The organism is Alicyclobacillus kakegawensis NBRC 103104, from assembly GCF_001552655.1.
In the GTDB taxonomy this organism is placed as follows: domain Bacteria; phylum Bacillota; class Bacilli; order Alicyclobacillales; family Alicyclobacillaceae; genus Alicyclobacillus_G; species Alicyclobacillus_G kakegawensis.
On sequence record NZ_BCRP01000005.1, the window covers coordinates 154529 to 171524 of the forward strand.

Sequence of the window (16996 nt, forward strand, 5' to 3'; positions counted from 1 at the left end):
CGTTCGGTTTTGTCGTCCTGCGCGGCACTTGCGCAGGAGGCGCTTCCCCCGCCTGTCTGGGGCAGGCACAAAAAATTCACCGGGACGGGACGTCCCGGTGGCGGGCGAGACCCTTTTTCTCCTTACACCCCGGACGTGAGGTTCCAGGTGATAGTAGCATAAAACTGGGTAGGCCCGTTGTTCACGGACGGATCGACCGTCGGCACGCTGGGAGGGACGTGCAGCCCCAGCGTGATCGCACCCAGGTTCCACTTCCCCATGCCAAAATTGTTCCCCGCAGACAACAGCGTCACCTGCCCCTTACCGAGCGGGATGGCACTGGCTGCGTTGTTTGTCGGAGGGTTGGATTGGTCCGGATAGGCGGGCGATACCGAGTCAATCTTCAAAGAGAGATCGGATGCGGGAATGGTCAAGTGGGCGTGGCCGCCCGCTTCACGCAAATCATCGGATGATACTGATAATTGCCACCCCTGGCCGGTCCCGCGGTCATCGATGACCCCTGCGCCGGTGATGGTCGCCAAGGTGCCCGACACGCCGTCATCCCCGACCGTGAGGGGGCTTGCGGCCGGCGTCAGCTGTGCGTCACCAAAATCGAGCGCCAGACTGCCGCCCTGAATCCACACCGGCGCGGTCGTGGATCCCGCCACCTGCGCGCTCCCACCGTCGCTTTGATTCCCGCGTCCATTGCCGGAATCAACATCAGCCCAGGCGGTGCTCAGGCACAATCCCAGCGTGCCAACCGCCCCAGCACCCGCGGCCGCAAGGCGCCGCCACTTCTCTTGCATTTTCTCGACACCTCTCTCGTAGGAAATCCTAGCAATTAGGAAAAATCCTAGAATCGAAAGAGGTCGGTTGCACTACTCGCTCCCCCGAATCCAAGTGCCCAAATACAGATTCGGCTTCATCACTCCCTGCTTTGGCATAAAGTATATAGGTTGTCTGACCCAGCGACAAGATGGAACAAATTGTTTCGTGGCTCTGAAATGTTGTACCTTTCAATTATAATTTTCAACGACTTCGCCCTCGCTGCCCATCCCAAGATACGCGACAACGGGTTCCGAGCGCTCGCCTTCAGCAAACCTTCAGTTTCCCTTCAACCGAGTTTCAGGTGTGTGTCCCATCATGCAGCTTGGGCCCAGCCGGCCCTTGCTGGGTCCCGTTTCTTACCATGCCCGTAGGAGTGGAGCACATGGAGCATAGACGAAACCCGCGCTGGCGGCTGCATCACCTCATACTCGCAGCCATCCTTGCGCTCTCCGCGTTTCTCAACCTGTACGGCTTGAACCAGGAGGGCTACGGCAACGAGTACTATGCGGCTGCCGTCAAGAGCATGCTCATGAACTGGCACAACTTCTTTTTCAATTCCTTCGATCCGAACGGCTTCATCACCATCGACAAGCCGCCTGTGGACTTTTGGATCCAGGCGCTGTTCGCGTGGGTGTTTGGTTTCCACGGGTGGGCGCTGATGTTGCCCCAGGCCCTGGCCGGCATCGGTTCGGTAGCGCTGCTGTACCACCTGGTGCGCCGTGTGTTCGGCATCGCCGCCGGCCTCATCGCTGCCCTGGTGATGGCGCTCACCCCGATTGCTGTGGCCGTGCAGCGCACCAACCAGGTGGACGGCCTGCTCGTCTTCGTCATGTTGCTGGCCGCCTGGTGCCTGTTCCGGGCGCTGGAGACGCGACGGCTGCGCTGGTTGATGGGGGTGGCCGTATTCATCGGCCTTGGTTTCAACATCAAGATGATGGAAGCCTACCTCATGCTGCCGGCCGTCTACCTGACCTACCTGCTGGCCCGGCGCCTCCGTTGGCGCAGGAAGCTCCTGCAGTTGGCCGCCATGACGGGCGTGTTGGCCGCGGTGTCCTTCTCCTGGGCGGTGGCCGTCGACGCCACCCCGGCCAGTGAACGGCCGTACGTCGGCAGCACGCAGACGAACAACGAGATGGAACTTATCTTCGGTTACAACGGATTGGAGCGCCTGACTGGACAGATGCACGGCGCATCAGGCGCAAACAGCGCGCCGATGCAGGCGGCCTCCAGCGCGTCTGGCTCGGCCGGCACGGTCTCAAGCGCCAGGGAACAGGTGGGTGCTGGCACCAGCCCATGGCGCACGGGCGGGACGGGAGGCCAAGCCACAGCCGAGCGCTCAGGCTGGCTGCGCGGCGGCATGGGCGGAGGCGGCATGTTCAACACCGGCAGGCCCGGTCCGCTGCGGCTGTTCCAGTCCGAGCTAGGCGGGCAAATCGGATGGCTGTTGCCGATAGCGCTCGTCTCCTTGGTGGCGCTGCTGCGGCGCGTGCGCTGGCGCCGGCCGCTCAGCCGGCGTGAACAACACGCTGTGTTCTGGGCCGCCTGGTTGCTGCCGATGGCAGTGTTCTTCAGCATCGCGGGCTTCTTCCATCAGTACTACTTGATCACGATGGCCCCGGGCATCGCCGCCCTGACGGGTGCCGGGTTTGCCCAAATGTGGCGAGACGCGCGGGCTAACAGCCGCTGGCGCTGGGTGATCCCGGCCGCGGCCCTGGTCGACTTTGTCTACCAGGTGACATTGGTCCTGCCCTACCCGCAGGTGCGCGTTCCACTGATTGCCGGAGGCGCAATCCTGCTCGCCCTGTTCGCGCTCGCGATCTGGCGCGCCCTGCGGCAGCCAACCGCGCACGCACCCGGCTTCCGCCCGGAGGCATCCGGATTTCGGCCCGCCGCTCCGAACGCGGCAGGCTTGGGCCTGCGGCGGGCCGGAGCGGCGGCCGGTGTGGCAGCGTTGCTCGTCGCCCCTGGCTACTGGGCATTCACCCCCATCCAGTACGGGGTGAACGCGGTCATGCCAGCGGCCGGCCCGACCGGGACGTTCACCCGCACCAGCCTGCCCTTCTTCGCAGCGACCGGGCAGAGAGGAAACTTCCAGCCAGGCCGTTGGGTGGGCCGGTTTTCTAGCGGGGAAACAGGCGGCTCCCCCGGAAGCAGTTGGAACGGAGCAGCCGGTAGGCGCTTTGGCCGCGGCTACTTTGCCGGCGGCGCGCGCGGGTACAGCGGGGCTTTCCCCGGCGCCACCAACGGCGGCAGCTTCCCAGGCGCAAGCGGCAGTGCCAACAGCGGCCTCGGCAACGGACCGGACGGGAGCAAGCGCGGGTTGAGCGACGTCCAAACGGTGGACAGCGCACTGATAAAATACCTGGAGCGCCACTACAAGGCCTCGGCCGGGGCGTATCTGGTGGCGACGCAGAACGCCAACCAGGCCGCGCCCATCATCCTCCAAACCGGTCTGCCGGTCATGGCGATGGGCGGCTTTTCGGGGTCGGACCCGGCCGTAACCGTCCAGGAACTGCAGCAGTTGACCCAATCCGGCAAGCTGCGCTACTTTTTGATTCAATCAAGCGGGCGGTTTGGCGGGCAATCGCAGGTCACCCAGTGGATCCTCCAACACTGCAAGGTGGTACCGGAATCAGCCTGGACCTCGTCGTCCGCATCCACCGGATCGTCGACTCAATCCGCTGCGGCCGGCCGGAATGCGGCTTCCGCGCAGGGGCAGGGTGGATTTTTGAGACAGGGAGGCGCACAGCTGTATGAATACACCGGCTCCAAATGAGTTTCGCCGGCCGCAGGGCGACCCGCGGACGCCGCAGTTCGCATCCGCACACCACCGGGTGGACGCGGCTTCGCACGCGGGGCCGGCGTTCGGCCCGGCAGCCGCAGAGGCCGTGCGTTACTCGGTCGTCATCCCGGTCTACAACGAGGAAGCGGTGCTGCCGGTGACCTACGAGCGGCTCAAGCCGGTCATGGATCAGTTGGGCCATCCGTACGAGATCCTGTTTGTCGACGATGGCAGCCAGGACACTTCCGGGGCCTGGCTCACCTCCCTCGCGCAGCGCGACGCGCACGTGCGGGTGCTCCACTTCTCGCGCAACTTCGGCCACCAGGCGGCGATTACGGCCGGGATCGATTACGCCCGCGGCGCGGCGGTCATCGTCATGGACGCGGATTTGCAAGATCCGCCGGAACTCATCCCGGAGCTGATCGCCAAATGGCAGCAAGGGTACGATGTGGTCTACGCCCAACGCACCCGCCGCCGCGGCGAAGGGGTCTGGAAACGCACAACCGCGGCCGCGTTCTACCGCGTTCTCGGCGCGCTCACCGACATCCAGATCCCCATGGACACGGGGGACTTCCGCCTGATGGACGCCACGGTCTGCCAGGTGCTGCGAAAACTGGACGAGCGCGGACGGTTTGTGCGCGGGCTGGTGGCCTGGGTTGGCTTCCGCCAGACGGCGGTGCCGTATGTTCGGGACCCCCGCTACGCCGGGGAGACGAAATACCCGCTGCGGAGGATGCTGCGCCTGGCGGGCGACGCCGTCACTTCCTTCTCCACCAGGCCGTTGCTGTGGCCGCTGTACCTAGGCGCGTTGGCTATGGCGATTGGACTCGGCCTGGCGCTGGCGACGCTGGTTGAAGGCATGGCGGGCGGCGCTTGGCCCGTCGTGCTGTGGCTTACAGCTCTCATCATTGGGCTGTCCGGGATAGAACTGTCCGCCCTCGGCGTCCTCGGCCAGTACGTCGCACGCATTCACAGCGAGAGCCGCCGCCGGCCGCTGTACGTGGTCGCCGGCAAGGATGGGTTTGACGACGGATTGGGCGCGGAGACATGACGGATACCGGGCGTGCACCGGGTGTCGCCGGCCAAGGGGAGACCCGATTCGGTCAGGCCGTGATGCCACAAGCGATGCGGTTTGCGCTCATCGGCATGTTCAACACCGGCCTTGACGTGGGCGTGTTCTGGCTGCTCGTGCACCTTGGCCGCTGGCCATGGCTTGTGGCCCAGTGCGTCAGCTACACCTGCGGCCTCGTCAACAGCTACCTGTGCAACCGCACCTTCACGTTCCGGCAACAGGCGCACCCCAGCCTCCGGGAGGCGTTGCGCTTTGCGGCGGTGAACGGGCTCTCCTGCGGCCTGTCCCTTGCGCTCCTCGCCATCCTGCGGCACGCAGGCTGGCCGGCGCTGGGAGTCAAGATGACAGCCACCGGCCTCACCACCGTCGTCAACTTCGCCGGCGGCCGCTGGTGGGTGTTCCGCAGCCGCCCCATTCGCTAGAATGGAACCCGAGGTGACACTGTGTACAACAACGCCGATATCCGCATTCTCGTCGTGGACGACGAGCCGAACATACTCCAGTTTCTAGAATTCGGACTGAAGAACGAAGGTTTTCAGGTCGAAACCTGCGCTGACGGGCTGGAAGCGGTCAACCGCGCCCAGGGCTTCCGCCCGCACGTGGTTATCCTCGACGTCATGATGCCCGGCATCAGCGGCTTCGAAGTGTGCAGTTTGCTCAAACGCAGCCAGAACGTGGCCGTCATCCTGCTGACCGCGAAGGATGAAGTCGAAGACCGGGTCAAAGGGTTGAACCTGGGCGCCGACGACTACGTGGTCAAACCGTTCAGCTTTCAGGAACTGTTGGCGCGCATCCACGCGCGCATCCGCGGCCAGTTTCCACAACTATTGGACGAAGTGAGGATTGGACCGTTTCACATCGACGACGCTCGCAAGGAAATCCGCTACCAGGGACGGGCGCTCGCGCTCTCGACGACCGAATACGACGTCCTGCGCTACCTGGTGCTCAACCACGGCATCGTGCTCAGCAAAGCGAAGATCTTGGACGAAGTATGGGGCTACGACTTCCAGGGGCAAGACAACATCGTCGAGGTCTATGTCAAATCCCTGCGCGACAAGCTGGGCGACAGCGACCACCGGCTCATCCGCACCGTGCGCGGGCTCGGCTACAGGGTGGACCTGCCATGACGAGGCTGCCGTTTCAACTCCCCCGCTCCCTGCGCGCGCAGCTTTTGGTCCGGTGCCTGGCCATCCTGGCCGGGCTGCTCGTGTTTATCGGCTTCTTTCAATACCTGGCGATGAGCCGCTTTGTGTACCAGAACACGGCGCACATGGTGCACACCCAGGTGCGTGCCCTGCCGCTGCGCTTTTGGCTGCACGATGCGCCGCGCCTGGAAGGTAGATGGGCCGCGGGCAGCCTTCTCAACCCTGGAGCCGCCTTTACCGACAGCGGCACGGCGAGCCCAGGCAAGGCCCGTGGGAACGCCACCGTCCCGCGTGAAAGCGGTGCATCCAGCGGGAGCACGACTGATGCGGTCAATGCCGATCCGTCCCTATCCACAGCGACCGGCAACCCGACGGCCGCGCAGCGCCCGTTACCCATCCCGTTCACACTGCCCGGGGCCATCGTCACCTTCATCGACGACACGGGCGGGTTTCACGAGCTGTTCCACCCACAGCAGGCGGATGCCGCGCCGCACCTGCCGAAGACTGTTTACCAGGCCGCGCTGACGTACGGGCAGGCTGACAACCAGTACCAAATCGTCAAGACACCAGCCGGCGCGCAATTGGTCGTGTTAACGCCCATCGGTCCGCCCGGGCAGCCGTCCGGACTCATCCAGGTCAGCGCCGATGTCGCCCAAATTCGCCACGTCGTCGTGCAGCAACTGCTGGTCTTCATCATCCTGGCCGCGGCCGCGCTCTTGGCTGCCATCCTGGCGCTGACCCCGACGGTCCGGCGCACCCTCGTGCCGCTCTCCAGCATGATTCGGACTGTCCGCCACATCGGCGCCGGCAACCTCGCGGAGCGCGTGCAGTTGGTCCGCCCGCAGACCGAGGTGGCCGTGTTGGCCGAGTCCTTCAACGCCATGCTTGAGCGGTTGGCGCAGGCGTTCGCGAACGAGCGGATCGCGACGGAACGGATGCGCCAATTTGTCGCCGACGCTTCGCACGAACTGCGCACGCCGCTGACCTCCATCCGCGGCTTCCTTGAGGTGCTGCAGCGCGGCGCCGCCAAAAACCCCGAGCAGCTGGAACAGGCGCTCACCAGCATGCGCGCCGAAACGGAACGGCTCAGCCACCTGGTGGAAGACCTGCTGACACTCGCCCGCTTGGACGGCCAGCCGGAGCTGAACCGCCGCCCGGCTGATCTCGGCGGACTGTTGGACAGGATGCGCCCGCAGTTGGAGGTGCTGGCCGGATCGCGCCAGGTGCGCCTGGACGTGGCATGCCCGGCGCTGGTCGAAGCGGATGTGGACAAAATGAAGCAGGTGGTGCTCAACCTGTTTCAAAACGCCGTCCACCACACCGCGCCGGACACCGGCCGAATCGAGGTCAGCGTGCAGGCGGAGCCCGACGCCGTCCTGCTGACCGTGCGCGACAACGGCAGCGGCATCCCGCCTGATCGGTTGCCGCACATCTTTGACCGTTTTTACCGCATCGACGCCTCCCGCAGCCGTGCGGCCGCCCCCGCGACTCAGGGCGCCGGACTCGGCCTCGCCATCACCCAATCCATCGTCCAGCTGCACGGAGGCAACATCGAGTGCGAGAGCGAGTTGGGCGTGGGCACCACGTTCACGGTGCGGCTGCCGCCGTGCAACCCGGACCCGGCAAAGCCGGGTGGCGAAGCTGGCCGTTAACGGACCGCGCACACGCAGCGCGTGCGTTTGGCCCTCATGCGCTCGGCTCGGCCAGCGCCCGCGCCACCGCCGCCATGTCGGCATCCGCCAGGCCCTGGTCGGCCGCCCGGTCATACGCCGACAGCGCCGCCTGGATGGCCGCGCCTGCGTGCCCCAGATCGCCCAGGAACGCCTGCGCCAGGCGCAGGTCTTTGCGCATGTGTTTGAGCGCGAACGCCGGTGCGTACTCGTCCGCCGTCCACAGCGGCCGCTTCATGGCCAGGATGGGTGACCACATCCCCGTTTCGGCCAGCACCTTGAGGAACGCCTCCCGGCCCAAACCGGCCTTGTCCGCGGCCGTCAGGCACTCGCCCGCCGCCTCCACCACCACGCCCAGGTACGCGTTGACCAGCAGCTTCATCGCCGCCCCCCTACCGACCGGGCCCAGGTGGAAAGCGTGTCTGGCCATAGCCGCGAACACCGGTTGCATGCGCGCAAACGCCTCGGCCGATCCGCCCGCCAACACCACCAGTTGCCCTTGCTCCGCTGGCTGGACAGATCCGGACACCGGCGCGTCCATGAACTCCAGCCCCGCCTGCGCCAGCCGCTGCGCGACGGCCTGCGTCTCCTCAACACCGATGGTGCTCTGGTTGACGATGAGGGTTCCCATCGGGACGTGGTCCGCCACGCCGTCCGGTCCAAACAGCACCTCGCGTACCGCCGCGCCGTCGGCGACCATCAGAATCACCGCGTCACACCCGTCGACCGCTTCGCGCGCTGACGCGCACAGACGTCCCCCGCCCAGGTTGTAGTCCCTCGGCGTCCGATTGAACGCCCGCACGTCAAACCCCGCCCGCACGAGGTTGCGGGCCATGGGCAGACCCATTGCGCCCAAGCCAATCCAGGCGACCTTGCGGATGGGCCGGGCGGCGCCCTGGATTCCGCCCGCCGCCTCGCTTTGTGTCGTGGCTGCTGTCGTCCGCATCTCCTGCTGCATACGTTTCACTCCCATCTCATCGGTTCACAAGGGCAACCCTTTCCGGTGATAGTATAGGACGGCATGGGATGAGACGATGGGTGACTAAAACAGGATTTCGGTTGCGTCCGTCAAACCTAGGTTGCCGCTGATGGCGCGCCGGCCTATCCCAGGTCGGAAGGATGAGCGTCGTCCGCCTCTTCCGCTTCCACATACCGCTTGAGCGCGGCCAGCTTTTCATCCCAAAATCGCTCGTAATCGGCGAGCCAACGCTTGACCTCCAGCAGCGGCTGGGGCTGTAAATGGTACCGAGTTTCCCGTCCAACCCTGCGGCTTTTCACGAGCCCAGCTTCGCCAAGCACGCGCAGGTGTTTGTTCACTGCGGTGCGGCTTATCGGCAGGCGGTCACTGATGGACGCAATCGACAGTTCGTCCGCCTCCGCCAGGAGTCGAATCACCTGGCGCCGGTTGGGATCCGCGATGGCCTGGAACACGTCATGTCGGACGGCAGTGCGCATCATTTCTCAACATAGCCTCGCAAGGACTCAAAGACCAGGCGATTCCATCCGCCATCCATGCGATCCCGAACCACCGTGTGGGATTCACCAAACTCGGTCACCTTCTCGGCATCCCAGCCAGAATGGACAAGCGTCAGTTCCGTTTTCCCGTTTAGGTCTTTCAACTCAAACAGGACGTGCCAGTCCTTGCCCCAGTTGAACCCTATGCGGTGGGGCGGATTGACCTCTGTGACTTTGCAGGGCGACTTTCCCCAGGGACCTGCGTCCAGCATGAATTCATGACCGACAACAGGTTGAAAGTCGCTTGGCATAAACCACGCGGCAATGCCTTCCGCTGTGGCAACCGCCTTCCACACCTTGTCAATCGGCGCATTCAAAAGGACGGTCTTGCGAATATCGGAGATTTTCGAGTCTGGCATCCTTTTACCTCCAGCCGCTTTGACATGACACCCAAAGGTGTTATTTCAACACTATATGAATCCTTGGGAATGTGTCAAGCACGCTGGCCGGATGACGTCCGCCTCCTTGTCCCGCACATGAAAGCGAGGCGCGCGTTCCCAATGGAAACACGCGCCTCATACCGATGATTCCAATAGCGTGATACCAAATGTGGCTGCCGGACCGCACCGCGCATTGCGCCGGTGGATCATCCCTGCAGCTGCTGGGCCTGTTCCTGCCGAGCCTTGGCGGCTGCCTCCACCCATGTTTCGCGGAGGCCGCGGATATGGTCAAGGACCTCTACGACCGGATGGACGTCCTTTTTCAGGTTGGCCTCGACCAAGCGCTGGTGAAAGTATTGATAGAGGGACGCCAGCGGCTTCGAGATCTCGTACCGCATGTCAAGCGGCCCCCACAACCCTTCCCGGATGATGCTCTGCGCCTTCATCAACTGCTTGTGCGACACGTCGACATCGCCGCTCTCCAGCGCCGCCTTCGCGTTCTCCAAAGCGGCAATGAGGCCATCGTACAGCATGATGAGCAGCCGGTCCGGGCTCGCTGTCTGCACGGACGCCTGGCGATACGCCGCATATGCTGGATTCGTCACGAGTCAAAGACCTCCTTACGACGAAGAACTGGAGGATCCGAGCATTCCTGCCAAATAGCTGGCTTGGGCGCTCAACTGCGCAATCGCTTGCTCCATTTGGCTGAATTCGTCCTGATAACGCTGCCGCAAGTCGCTGATCTGCTGTTGCATGTCCTCAGCGTTGGAGTCTATGCCGGATATCTGCAGACCCAAAAAGCTCACGTCTAGACTGTCGGTGCCAAACAAAGTGGAGAAGTCGGCATTCGGGTCAATCAACGTGTATGGCAGAAGCCCGGCCCCAGATATGGTGGTGCCGTTGGACGTCTTGGTCTGGATTTCATTGACGATGTCCGGGTTGCTGCCGGCTTCATCGGTTAGCTGCTGGATGGAACTCGACAGGTCGTTGTACAACTGCACCGCGACGCCTGTGCCCATGGACGATCCGCTCGATATCTGCGGGTTGTTCGTAAACAGCCGCATCACCGCCTGCGGATCGGCCTGGATGGCGGCACGCAACTGGTCCGTGTCAATCTGCAGCAGCCCGTATGTGTTCCAGCCGGTGGTCGTCACCCCCGGAGCCGTCGCCCCCGAGGAGACGCCGTTTATCGGGTCAATCGGAGTGATACCAATGGAGGCGAGCGTGTCGAGTGTCACCGTTTGTCCGTTCACGGTCGACTGGGTCTGACCGGACAACCGCAGTTGCATGTCGTTTTCCAACGTGTTCATGATATGGCCCAAAAGCGGGTCGTTGGCGAGCATGCCGCTCTGCGCCTGCTCGTTCCATTTTTCGATTTGGTCCTGGGTCATCTGCGACGCCTGCTGCGCCGTCAGCGGCTGGTAGTCGTAATTCCGCTGCTCGTTGTACAGCCCCTGCATCAGTTGCAGCGTTTGATTGTACTGCTGCACAAAGTTGGTGATGGCATTGACAATCGAGTCCACGTCCGTTCCCACCGTCACGCTGGCGCTGCCGGTGGAATACAGGTTCAGGGTCAGGCCGTTGTAGGTGGCCTGGTTGGTCGGGCTGGTGGTTTCGTAGCCGTTGACGGTGTACTGCGCGTCATGTCCTGTGGGCGGGTTTGACGGATCGATGCTGATTTTAAAAGCGTTTTGTAAGAACGTGGCTGTAGTGTCGTCTACTTGAATCTTGGCGTCGCTTCCGGTTTTAGTGGTCTGCATGACAACGTTCCCCGTGTTCGTGTCATAGAACGCAGAGACACCGGCTGCCGTATTGCTGGTGATGTCGGATAACACCGTTTGCAACGTGTCGCTGCCCTGGAAGGTGAACGACTGGCCGTTGATGTTGAGCGTTACACCAGAGCTGTAGCCAATCGACGACAGGGTAGTGTTGTTCGCATAATTGGGATCCGTGGAGATTGGCGAGGATGAATAGACCGTCGCCCCCTCCGCAAGGCGCAGAACGGTGATGTTGTACGTACCGTTCGGAGCTAGCGTACTGGCGGTACCGCTCACCACAGCGCTGTTCGACGAGGTCACTGAGTGCGCCATGAATGTGGACTGCAGCTGCATCGACTGCACCGTATTCTGCAACTGCGTGAGCGACGCGTTCACCTGCTGATACCGCATCTCCTGCCACTGCAGGATCTGGCGCTGCTGCAAGAGTTGCACAAGCGGCTCCTGGGCCGCCTGCACCATGGCATCGACCATGCTGTCGGTGTCAATGCCCGATGCCAAACCGGACAGCCCCGAGCCTAGCGTATACGTCACCTGGTTTATTCCGCTGGCGGAGCTTCCGCCACCCGAATAACCCCCCGACAGCGAACCGATGTAGGTCATCACAAGGCCTCCTCATTTGGAAATACGCGTAAGTGCGCACATGGATTCTGGCACAGAGCACAGATGTACTATTCGCACGCAATCGGTGCAAGCCGTGCACCGGATGGAGACGCGCAGAGAGCCACCTTAACAGGGAAACCGGCCGCAGGAGCCGGTTTCCCGCCAAAGCGATGATGAATCAGCCAAGCAGCTTGAGGACCAACTGCGGCTGCTGATTGGCCTGCGCCAACATGGACACCGCAGCCTGCTGCAGGACATTGTCCTTCGTGAACTCGGCCATCGCAGAAGCCATGTCGGTGTCAGTGATGCCGGATTGCGCAGTCGCCAGGTTTTGCGATTCAGTGCTCAGGTTGTTGATGGTGTGCTCCAGGCGGTTCTGATACGCGCCCAGCGTCGAACGTTCCGAAGATACGGTCTGAATCGCGTTATCCAACGCGGTGATAGCCGTCTCGGCACCTTGTTGGGTGGAGATGTCGATGTTGTTGATGCCCAGCGACGTCGCATCCATGGCCTGGATACCGACCTTCATCGTCTGGTTAGCATTCGCGCCAATTTGCATGGTGAGCGCATTGTTGGTGGTGGTGATGGTCGATGTGCTGTTTGCGGCGGCCAACACGGAATCCACAGTCATGTTGAACTGGAAGCCACCCGCCTGGAAGTTGCTGTCGGTGATAGTCAGGCTGGAGGTATTAGAATAGATATTCTTACCAGCAGAATTTGTGATGGTGAAATTATTCGCTCCATACGTCGCGTTCAGGTTGAACGTCATGGTGCCCGCTTGCAGGTTCGCATCATTATTGATAGTGAACTTTGTTGAAACGCCACTTTCGTTGGTGCCGGTAAGAGTTATAGGGGCTGTGTTATCCCAACCGGAAGTGCTCGCCACTGTCACACCATTGGCATCCTGGAGAGTGAGATCATACGTGCCAGACGAAGCACCCGCTGTGACCGTCAGCGTGTAGTTGCCGAGGGCCAAGCCCGTCACTTTACTGGTATCCGTAAAGTCAAAGTCGGTACTGGCATTCAAACCCGTGGTGTTGGTGTTGACGGTCGCACTGACAGTGGCCGGACTTACGCTCGTCACCGTGTACGTGTCCGCGGCCAGATTTGCGTCAGTCACCGAAACGGATTTGAGATTCAAGGAGTCAGTACTGAGCACCGCACTGTTGCCGATGGAACCATCCAGCAAGTTTTTGGTGTTGAACTGCGTGGTATTGGCAATGCGGTCCACTTCCTGCTTCAGTTGGTTAATCTCCAGCTGCATCGCGTTGCGGTCGTCAGGGGTGTAGGTGCCGTTCGCCGACTGATCCGCCAGTTGGCGCATGCGCTGAAGGATGCTCTGTGTCTCGTTCAGTGCGCCCTCTGCGGTCTGGATGAGCGAGATGCCATCCTGCGCATTGCGCGAGGATTGGTCCAAACCGTTGATCTGCGCCTGCATCTTCTGTGAAATCGCGAGGCCCGCCGCGTCGTCGGCAGCGCTATTGATGCGCTTACCTGTAGACAGTTGCTGCAACACCTTCTGCAGGCTGTTCTGGTTCTGACTGAGAGCCGCCAGAGCGTTCATCGAACCCAGGTTGTGATTGATGATGAGTCCATAGCTCATGCAGTACACCCTTCCCTTGTGAGGTTTCCCCGGCTGCGCGGGGTTCGGAGGACACTTGTCCATCCGCTCATTCCTTATATCGGCGGGAAGCGCCCCAAACTTGCATCGTTCGTCATGAAATCGTGTGCTGGACATCAAGAGGGCTGGAAAGAGGAGATCGAGAGGCCAATCTATATCTCGACGCAGCCTGGCGACACGGCTGTGCGGTCCGATGCAGACGCATCCATGCGCTCACGCCCGGACCTCAGCCAACCTGCTTACCGGCGGCGGAATCACCCGCAGTTCAGGAGCCCGCGCGAGGTAGGTGTGCACACTTCCCGGCTGAAACTCCATCTCGACCGGATGCGTGACGGCGGATACCCGCACGGGTTGAACGTGCGCCTCGATATCCACGTGCCCCGTTTGGTAGTGAATCTTCACAGAAAACGGGCGCGGAACCAACTGAGGGGCAAATTGACGCTGGTGGTCACGATAGCGCATCACCCACTGCGGCAGGGGGTCGCCCTGCTCAATGTGCAAGAAACGCTGGCCCCAGTCGGCCGTGTCCGCCACACCCTGGGCGGCCGCCTGGCGGGCGAGAGCAGCCTGGTGCTTGGAAAAATCGAGCGGGGTGCGCAGGCCCTCGTCCGCAAACGCCTCTGTTTGGTCGATATCCAAGCGGCCGGAGGTTGTGTGAATGGTCAGTTCCGCAGCCGGGGCGTCAATCGTCAGGTCCGCCTGGCGGGTGTGAATCTCCCAGTGCGCCGGGGAGTAGCGTATACCGATTTGTCCAAACACCTGCTGAATCTGGATCTGCGGTATCATCCGTCCCCCTCCGACATGCGGCCATCTATCCGTCCGCAGGACTCTCGCCCACTTGACACAGATTCACACAGCGCTCAGGCGCCGGATGGCAGCTTGCACCAAAGCGACGCCAGGGACCGGGAAGGCTACTTCAGAAAATCCACCAACGTCGGCACGATGATGCGCGCCCCAACCGCGAGCGACGCCTGCTGCACCGTCTGGGCGGTGGTCAAATCCGTGATGGTCTGCGCGATGTCCGCGTCCTGCACCCCGGCGAGCAAGGACTGGAAGTTGTTCACCAAGTCGGACAGGCGGTTTTGCTCAAACTGTACGCGGTCGAGCCGCGCGCCCACATTGGCCTGCGCGGCGGTCATTTGGTCGAGCCGCGAGTCAAATTGCCCCAACAACTGGCTGACGGTCTGCCCGTCGTTGTTCTTGAGCGCCGTGCTCAGGCTCAGCAACAGGTCAAACGCGTTGTCACTCGCGCCCTTGCCCGCGTCCGTTGCAGCGACCGCGTCGCCAAAAAACTGGCTGCCCGGGGTGTTCACGTCCAACTCAATCCCGTCGCCCACGTTGTACAGGATGGAGCCTGTGTCGGTCGTGGCGTTCTCGGCGCCTGTGGTTGGGTAGGGCGCAATGTCCGTCTGTTGGCCGTTGAAGATGTGTTGGCCGTTGTACTGCGAGTTGCCGATGGTCACCAGCTGCTGATACAGCTGGTCGACCTCGGACGCCAAGGCCTCCCGGTCGGAGGGCGCCATGGTGTCGGACGCCCCCTGCACCGCCAGGTCGCGGGCGCGCTGCATGACCTGTATCGCTTGGTTCATCACCGTATCGGTGTAATTCAAGAAGCCCTGCGCAGCGTTGGCGTTGCTCTGGTACTGCTGGTAGTAGGCGATGTCGCTGTTGTAGCGCATCACAAAACCGACGCCAATCGGATCATCCGCCGGGGAATTGATACGCTTCCCCGTGGCCACCTGGTTCTGCAGTTGACTGAGCCGCTGCGTGTTGTTTTCGAGATCATACAGCATCTGCTGGTTGAGCATGCTCTGGGTGATTCGCACCGTTCATCCCTCCCCGAACTGTGCTTCGCGCGTCGGCAGGCCGTGGCTGTCCGGTCAGCTCTTCCGGCACCGCCCGCAAGCCGCCACAAAGCCGCACCATCCCACGCGCGAGGTGCAGAGCATCACACGTTTTGTATCAGGGTATCGAGCAGATCGTTGATGACCGATATCACCTTCGCCGAGGCGTTGTACGACTGCTGGTACTGAATCAGGTGGGACATCTCTTCGTCAATCGACACCCCGGACACCGACTGGCGCTGCATGTCAATCTGCTGCATCACCGCCTGCTGCGCGGACACTTCTTGATTAGCCTGCTGCCCCTGGATGCCGAGCTGACCGACGACCGCCTGCAGGAATTCGTCCAATGTCCCCTGTTTGAGCGGCATCACGGCCGATGAGTCCGCCGCATCGGAAAACTGAATCTCGGCGCTCTTGAGGCTGCTGATGGTGGTGGCCAGCGTCCCATCACCCGCGTTTGTGGACAGCCCGGCCGCCAACTGGGACACATCCGACAGCACGTCCGGATTCACCGTAATGTTGGCCGCGGTGATGGACCCAGACGTCCCCGTATCGTCGACGAACAAGGCGGGCGCATGGTCTCCGTTCTCGTCGTAGCCCATCTCCTCCAACGCGTTCAATCCGGCAACGGTGATCTGCGTTCCCTGCGGGATGGTCGCATCCCCCGAGGCATCAAACGTGATGCCGAGCGATGGATTATCCGCCGCGATGGTGGACCATGGCGTCCCGGCAGGATACGATTGGCCCCCTATCGTCATGTCCACCGGCAGGGTTGCCTGGCCTGCGGACGCGCTCACCGTCCAATCCCCGGCCAGGGTGACGGTCGCCGGGCCGTTGGCCAAACCGTTGGCAAACGCGTCCAGATCTGCCTGATAGCCCGCGAGCAGCGACAGCGAGTCGATCAGCCCCTTCACCTTGCCGCCGCTCACCGGAATCGACACCGGATTTGCCGGGTCACCCGTGGTGCGCAGCACAGGCTGCGAGGGGTCGGACGGGTCGGTCTCCACCGTTTGGTCGTCCAGCACCACCGTGCCGCCAATCGAGATCTGGAACGGCGTCGTCCCGTCCGACTGGACCGAGATATCCACAAGGCTCGACAGCTGGTCCACCAGGTAATCGCGCTGGTCCAACAGGTCGTTCGGCTGGTTGCCGGATTGGGAGACGATGTCAATCTGTTTGTTCAACTGCGCAATCTGGGTGAGATATGAGTTCACCTGATCCACCGTGGCGTTGAGGCTGGTTGTCAAATCGTCGCTCAGATCGGAGAGTTGATTGGCCGTCTGATTGAGCGTCTGGGCGACCGTGACCGCGCTTTGCGCGACCAGGTTGCGAGCGCTCAAGTCGCTCGGATTGGTCGCCAGTTGCTCCCAAGCGTTCCAAAAGCTCTGCATCACGGTCGAAATGCCTGAATCGGACGGCTCGTTCAGGATGGCCGTAATCTTCTGCAGCGAATCCTGGGTCGCCTGCCACTGGCCCAGGTACTGATTCTGCTCCCAGTACTGGTTATCCAGGTAGTTGTCCCGCAGACGCTGAATCTCCACCACCTCGACCCCGGTGCCAATCTGTCCGTGCACTGCGCTGGTCAATCCAGGTACTTCCAGCGGCAACGTCGCCGTCAAATCAGCCCGTTGGCGACTGTACCCCGGTGTATTGGCGTTGGCGATGTTATGGGCAGTAATCTCAATCGCCGCCTGCTGCGCCTGCAGCCCCCGCGTCGCGATTTCCAAGCCAAGAAAGGTTCCGAGCACGCGACAACCTCCTTCTATCTTCTAGCATGAAGAA

General features: G+C 62.2%; 15 protein-coding genes and 1 riboswitch. Of the genes, 5 read left to right on the top strand and 10 right to left on the bottom strand.

Features of this window, described 5'->3' with window-relative positions:
* Positions 1 to 122: 122 nt before the first annotated feature.
* Entirely contained in the window at positions 123 to 785 is a 663-nt protein-coding gene (locus AK2_RS05890) for a WxL domain-containing protein (protein ID WP_067932374.1), read from the bottom strand.
* A gap of 52 nt (positions 786 to 837) precedes the next feature.
* A riboswitch (cyclic di-GMP riboswitch) is annotated at positions 838 to 921 on the bottom strand.
* Positions 922 to 1189: 268 nt separating this feature from the next.
* On the opposite strand from AK2_RS05890, the gene AK2_RS05895 reads away from it, so the two are divergent.
* The 5 genes from AK2_RS05895 to AK2_RS05915 are packed head-to-tail and all read left to right on the top strand — an operon-like array spanning position 1190 to position 7458.
* Entirely contained in the window at positions 1190 to 3583 is a 2394-nt protein-coding gene (locus AK2_RS05895) for an ArnT family glycosyltransferase (protein WP_067932376.1), read from the top strand.
* Entirely contained in the window at positions 3561 to 4640 is a 1080-nt protein-coding gene (locus AK2_RS05900; protein ID WP_083520894.1) for a glycosyltransferase family 2 protein, read from the top strand. Before AK2_RS05895 ends, AK2_RS05900 begins: the two co-directional genes overlap by 23 nt.
* On the top strand, positions 4637 to 5083 hold the full coding sequence (locus AK2_RS05905; RefSeq protein ID WP_067932378.1) for a GtrA family protein: 447 nt from the start codon (positions 4637 to 4639) through the stop codon (positions 5081 to 5083). Before AK2_RS05900 ends, AK2_RS05905 begins: the two co-directional genes overlap by 4 nt.
* Before the next feature lie 21 nt (positions 5084 to 5104).
* Positions 5105 to 5788: a response regulator transcription factor gene (locus AK2_RS05910; protein WP_067922465.1), complete on the top strand. Its 684-nt coding sequence runs from the start codon at positions 5105 to 5107 to the stop codon at positions 5786 to 5788.
* Positions 5785 to 7458 (top strand): sensor histidine kinase, encoded by a 1674-nt coding sequence (locus tag AK2_RS05915; RefSeq protein WP_067932380.1) that lies wholly within the window; start codon positions 5785 to 5787, stop codon positions 7456 to 7458. Before AK2_RS05910 ends, AK2_RS05915 begins: the two co-directional genes overlap by 4 nt.
* Before the next feature lie 34 nt (positions 7459 to 7492).
* Here the strand turns inward: AK2_RS05915 and AK2_RS05920 are convergent, their stop codons facing one another.
* The 9 genes from AK2_RS05920 to flgK form a co-directional block, all read right to left on the bottom strand.
* On the bottom strand, positions 7493 to 8434 hold the full coding sequence (locus AK2_RS05920; protein WP_067932382.1) for an NAD(P)-dependent oxidoreductase: 942 nt from the start codon (positions 8432 to 8434) through the stop codon (positions 7493 to 7495).
* Positions 8435 to 8577: 143 nt separating this feature from the next.
* Positions 8578 to 8934: an ArsR/SmtB family transcription factor gene (locus AK2_RS05925; protein ID WP_067932384.1), complete on the bottom strand. Its 357-nt coding sequence runs from the start codon at positions 8932 to 8934 to the stop codon at positions 8578 to 8580.
* The gene (locus AK2_RS05930; protein WP_067922453.1) at positions 8931 to 9350 is read right to left on the bottom strand and encodes an SRPBCC family protein; all 420 of its coding nucleotides are present in this window, start codon (positions 9348 to 9350) and stop codon (positions 8931 to 8933) included. Before AK2_RS05930 ends, AK2_RS05925 begins: the two co-directional genes overlap by 4 nt.
* A 227-nt stretch (positions 9351 to 9577) precedes the next feature.
* Positions 9578 to 9976, bottom strand: a complete 399-nt coding sequence (gene fliS, locus AK2_RS05935) for a flagellar export chaperone FliS (RefSeq protein ID WP_067932387.1) — start codon at positions 9974 to 9976, stop codon at positions 9578 to 9580.
* A 15-nt stretch (positions 9977 to 9991) separates the two neighbouring features.
* Complete coding sequence (fliD, locus tag AK2_RS05940) at positions 9992 to 11749, bottom strand: flagellar filament capping protein FliD (protein WP_067932388.1); 1758 nt, start codon at positions 11747 to 11749, stop codon at positions 9992 to 9994.
* A gap of 178 nt (positions 11750 to 11927) precedes the next feature.
* Positions 11928 to 13352 (bottom strand): flagellin N-terminal helical domain-containing protein, encoded by a 1425-nt coding sequence (locus AK2_RS17620; protein WP_067932390.1) that lies wholly within the window; start codon positions 13350 to 13352, stop codon positions 11928 to 11930.
* Between the two features lie 231 nt (positions 13353 to 13583).
* Positions 13584 to 14156: a DUF6470 family protein gene (locus AK2_RS05950; protein ID WP_067932392.1), complete on the bottom strand. Its 573-nt coding sequence runs from the start codon at positions 14154 to 14156 to the stop codon at positions 13584 to 13586.
* Between the two features lie 125 nt (positions 14157 to 14281).
* Positions 14282 to 15196, bottom strand: coding sequence for a flagellar hook-associated protein FlgL (gene flgL, locus AK2_RS05955; RefSeq protein WP_067932394.1), 915 nt, complete (start codon positions 15194 to 15196; stop codon positions 14282 to 14284).
* Between the two features lie 122 nt (positions 15197 to 15318).
* Positions 15319 to 16962, bottom strand: coding sequence for a flagellar hook-associated protein FlgK (gene flgK, locus AK2_RS05960; protein ID WP_067932396.1), 1644 nt, complete (start codon positions 16960 to 16962; stop codon positions 15319 to 15321).
* Positions 16963 to 16996: the final 34 nt, after the last annotated feature.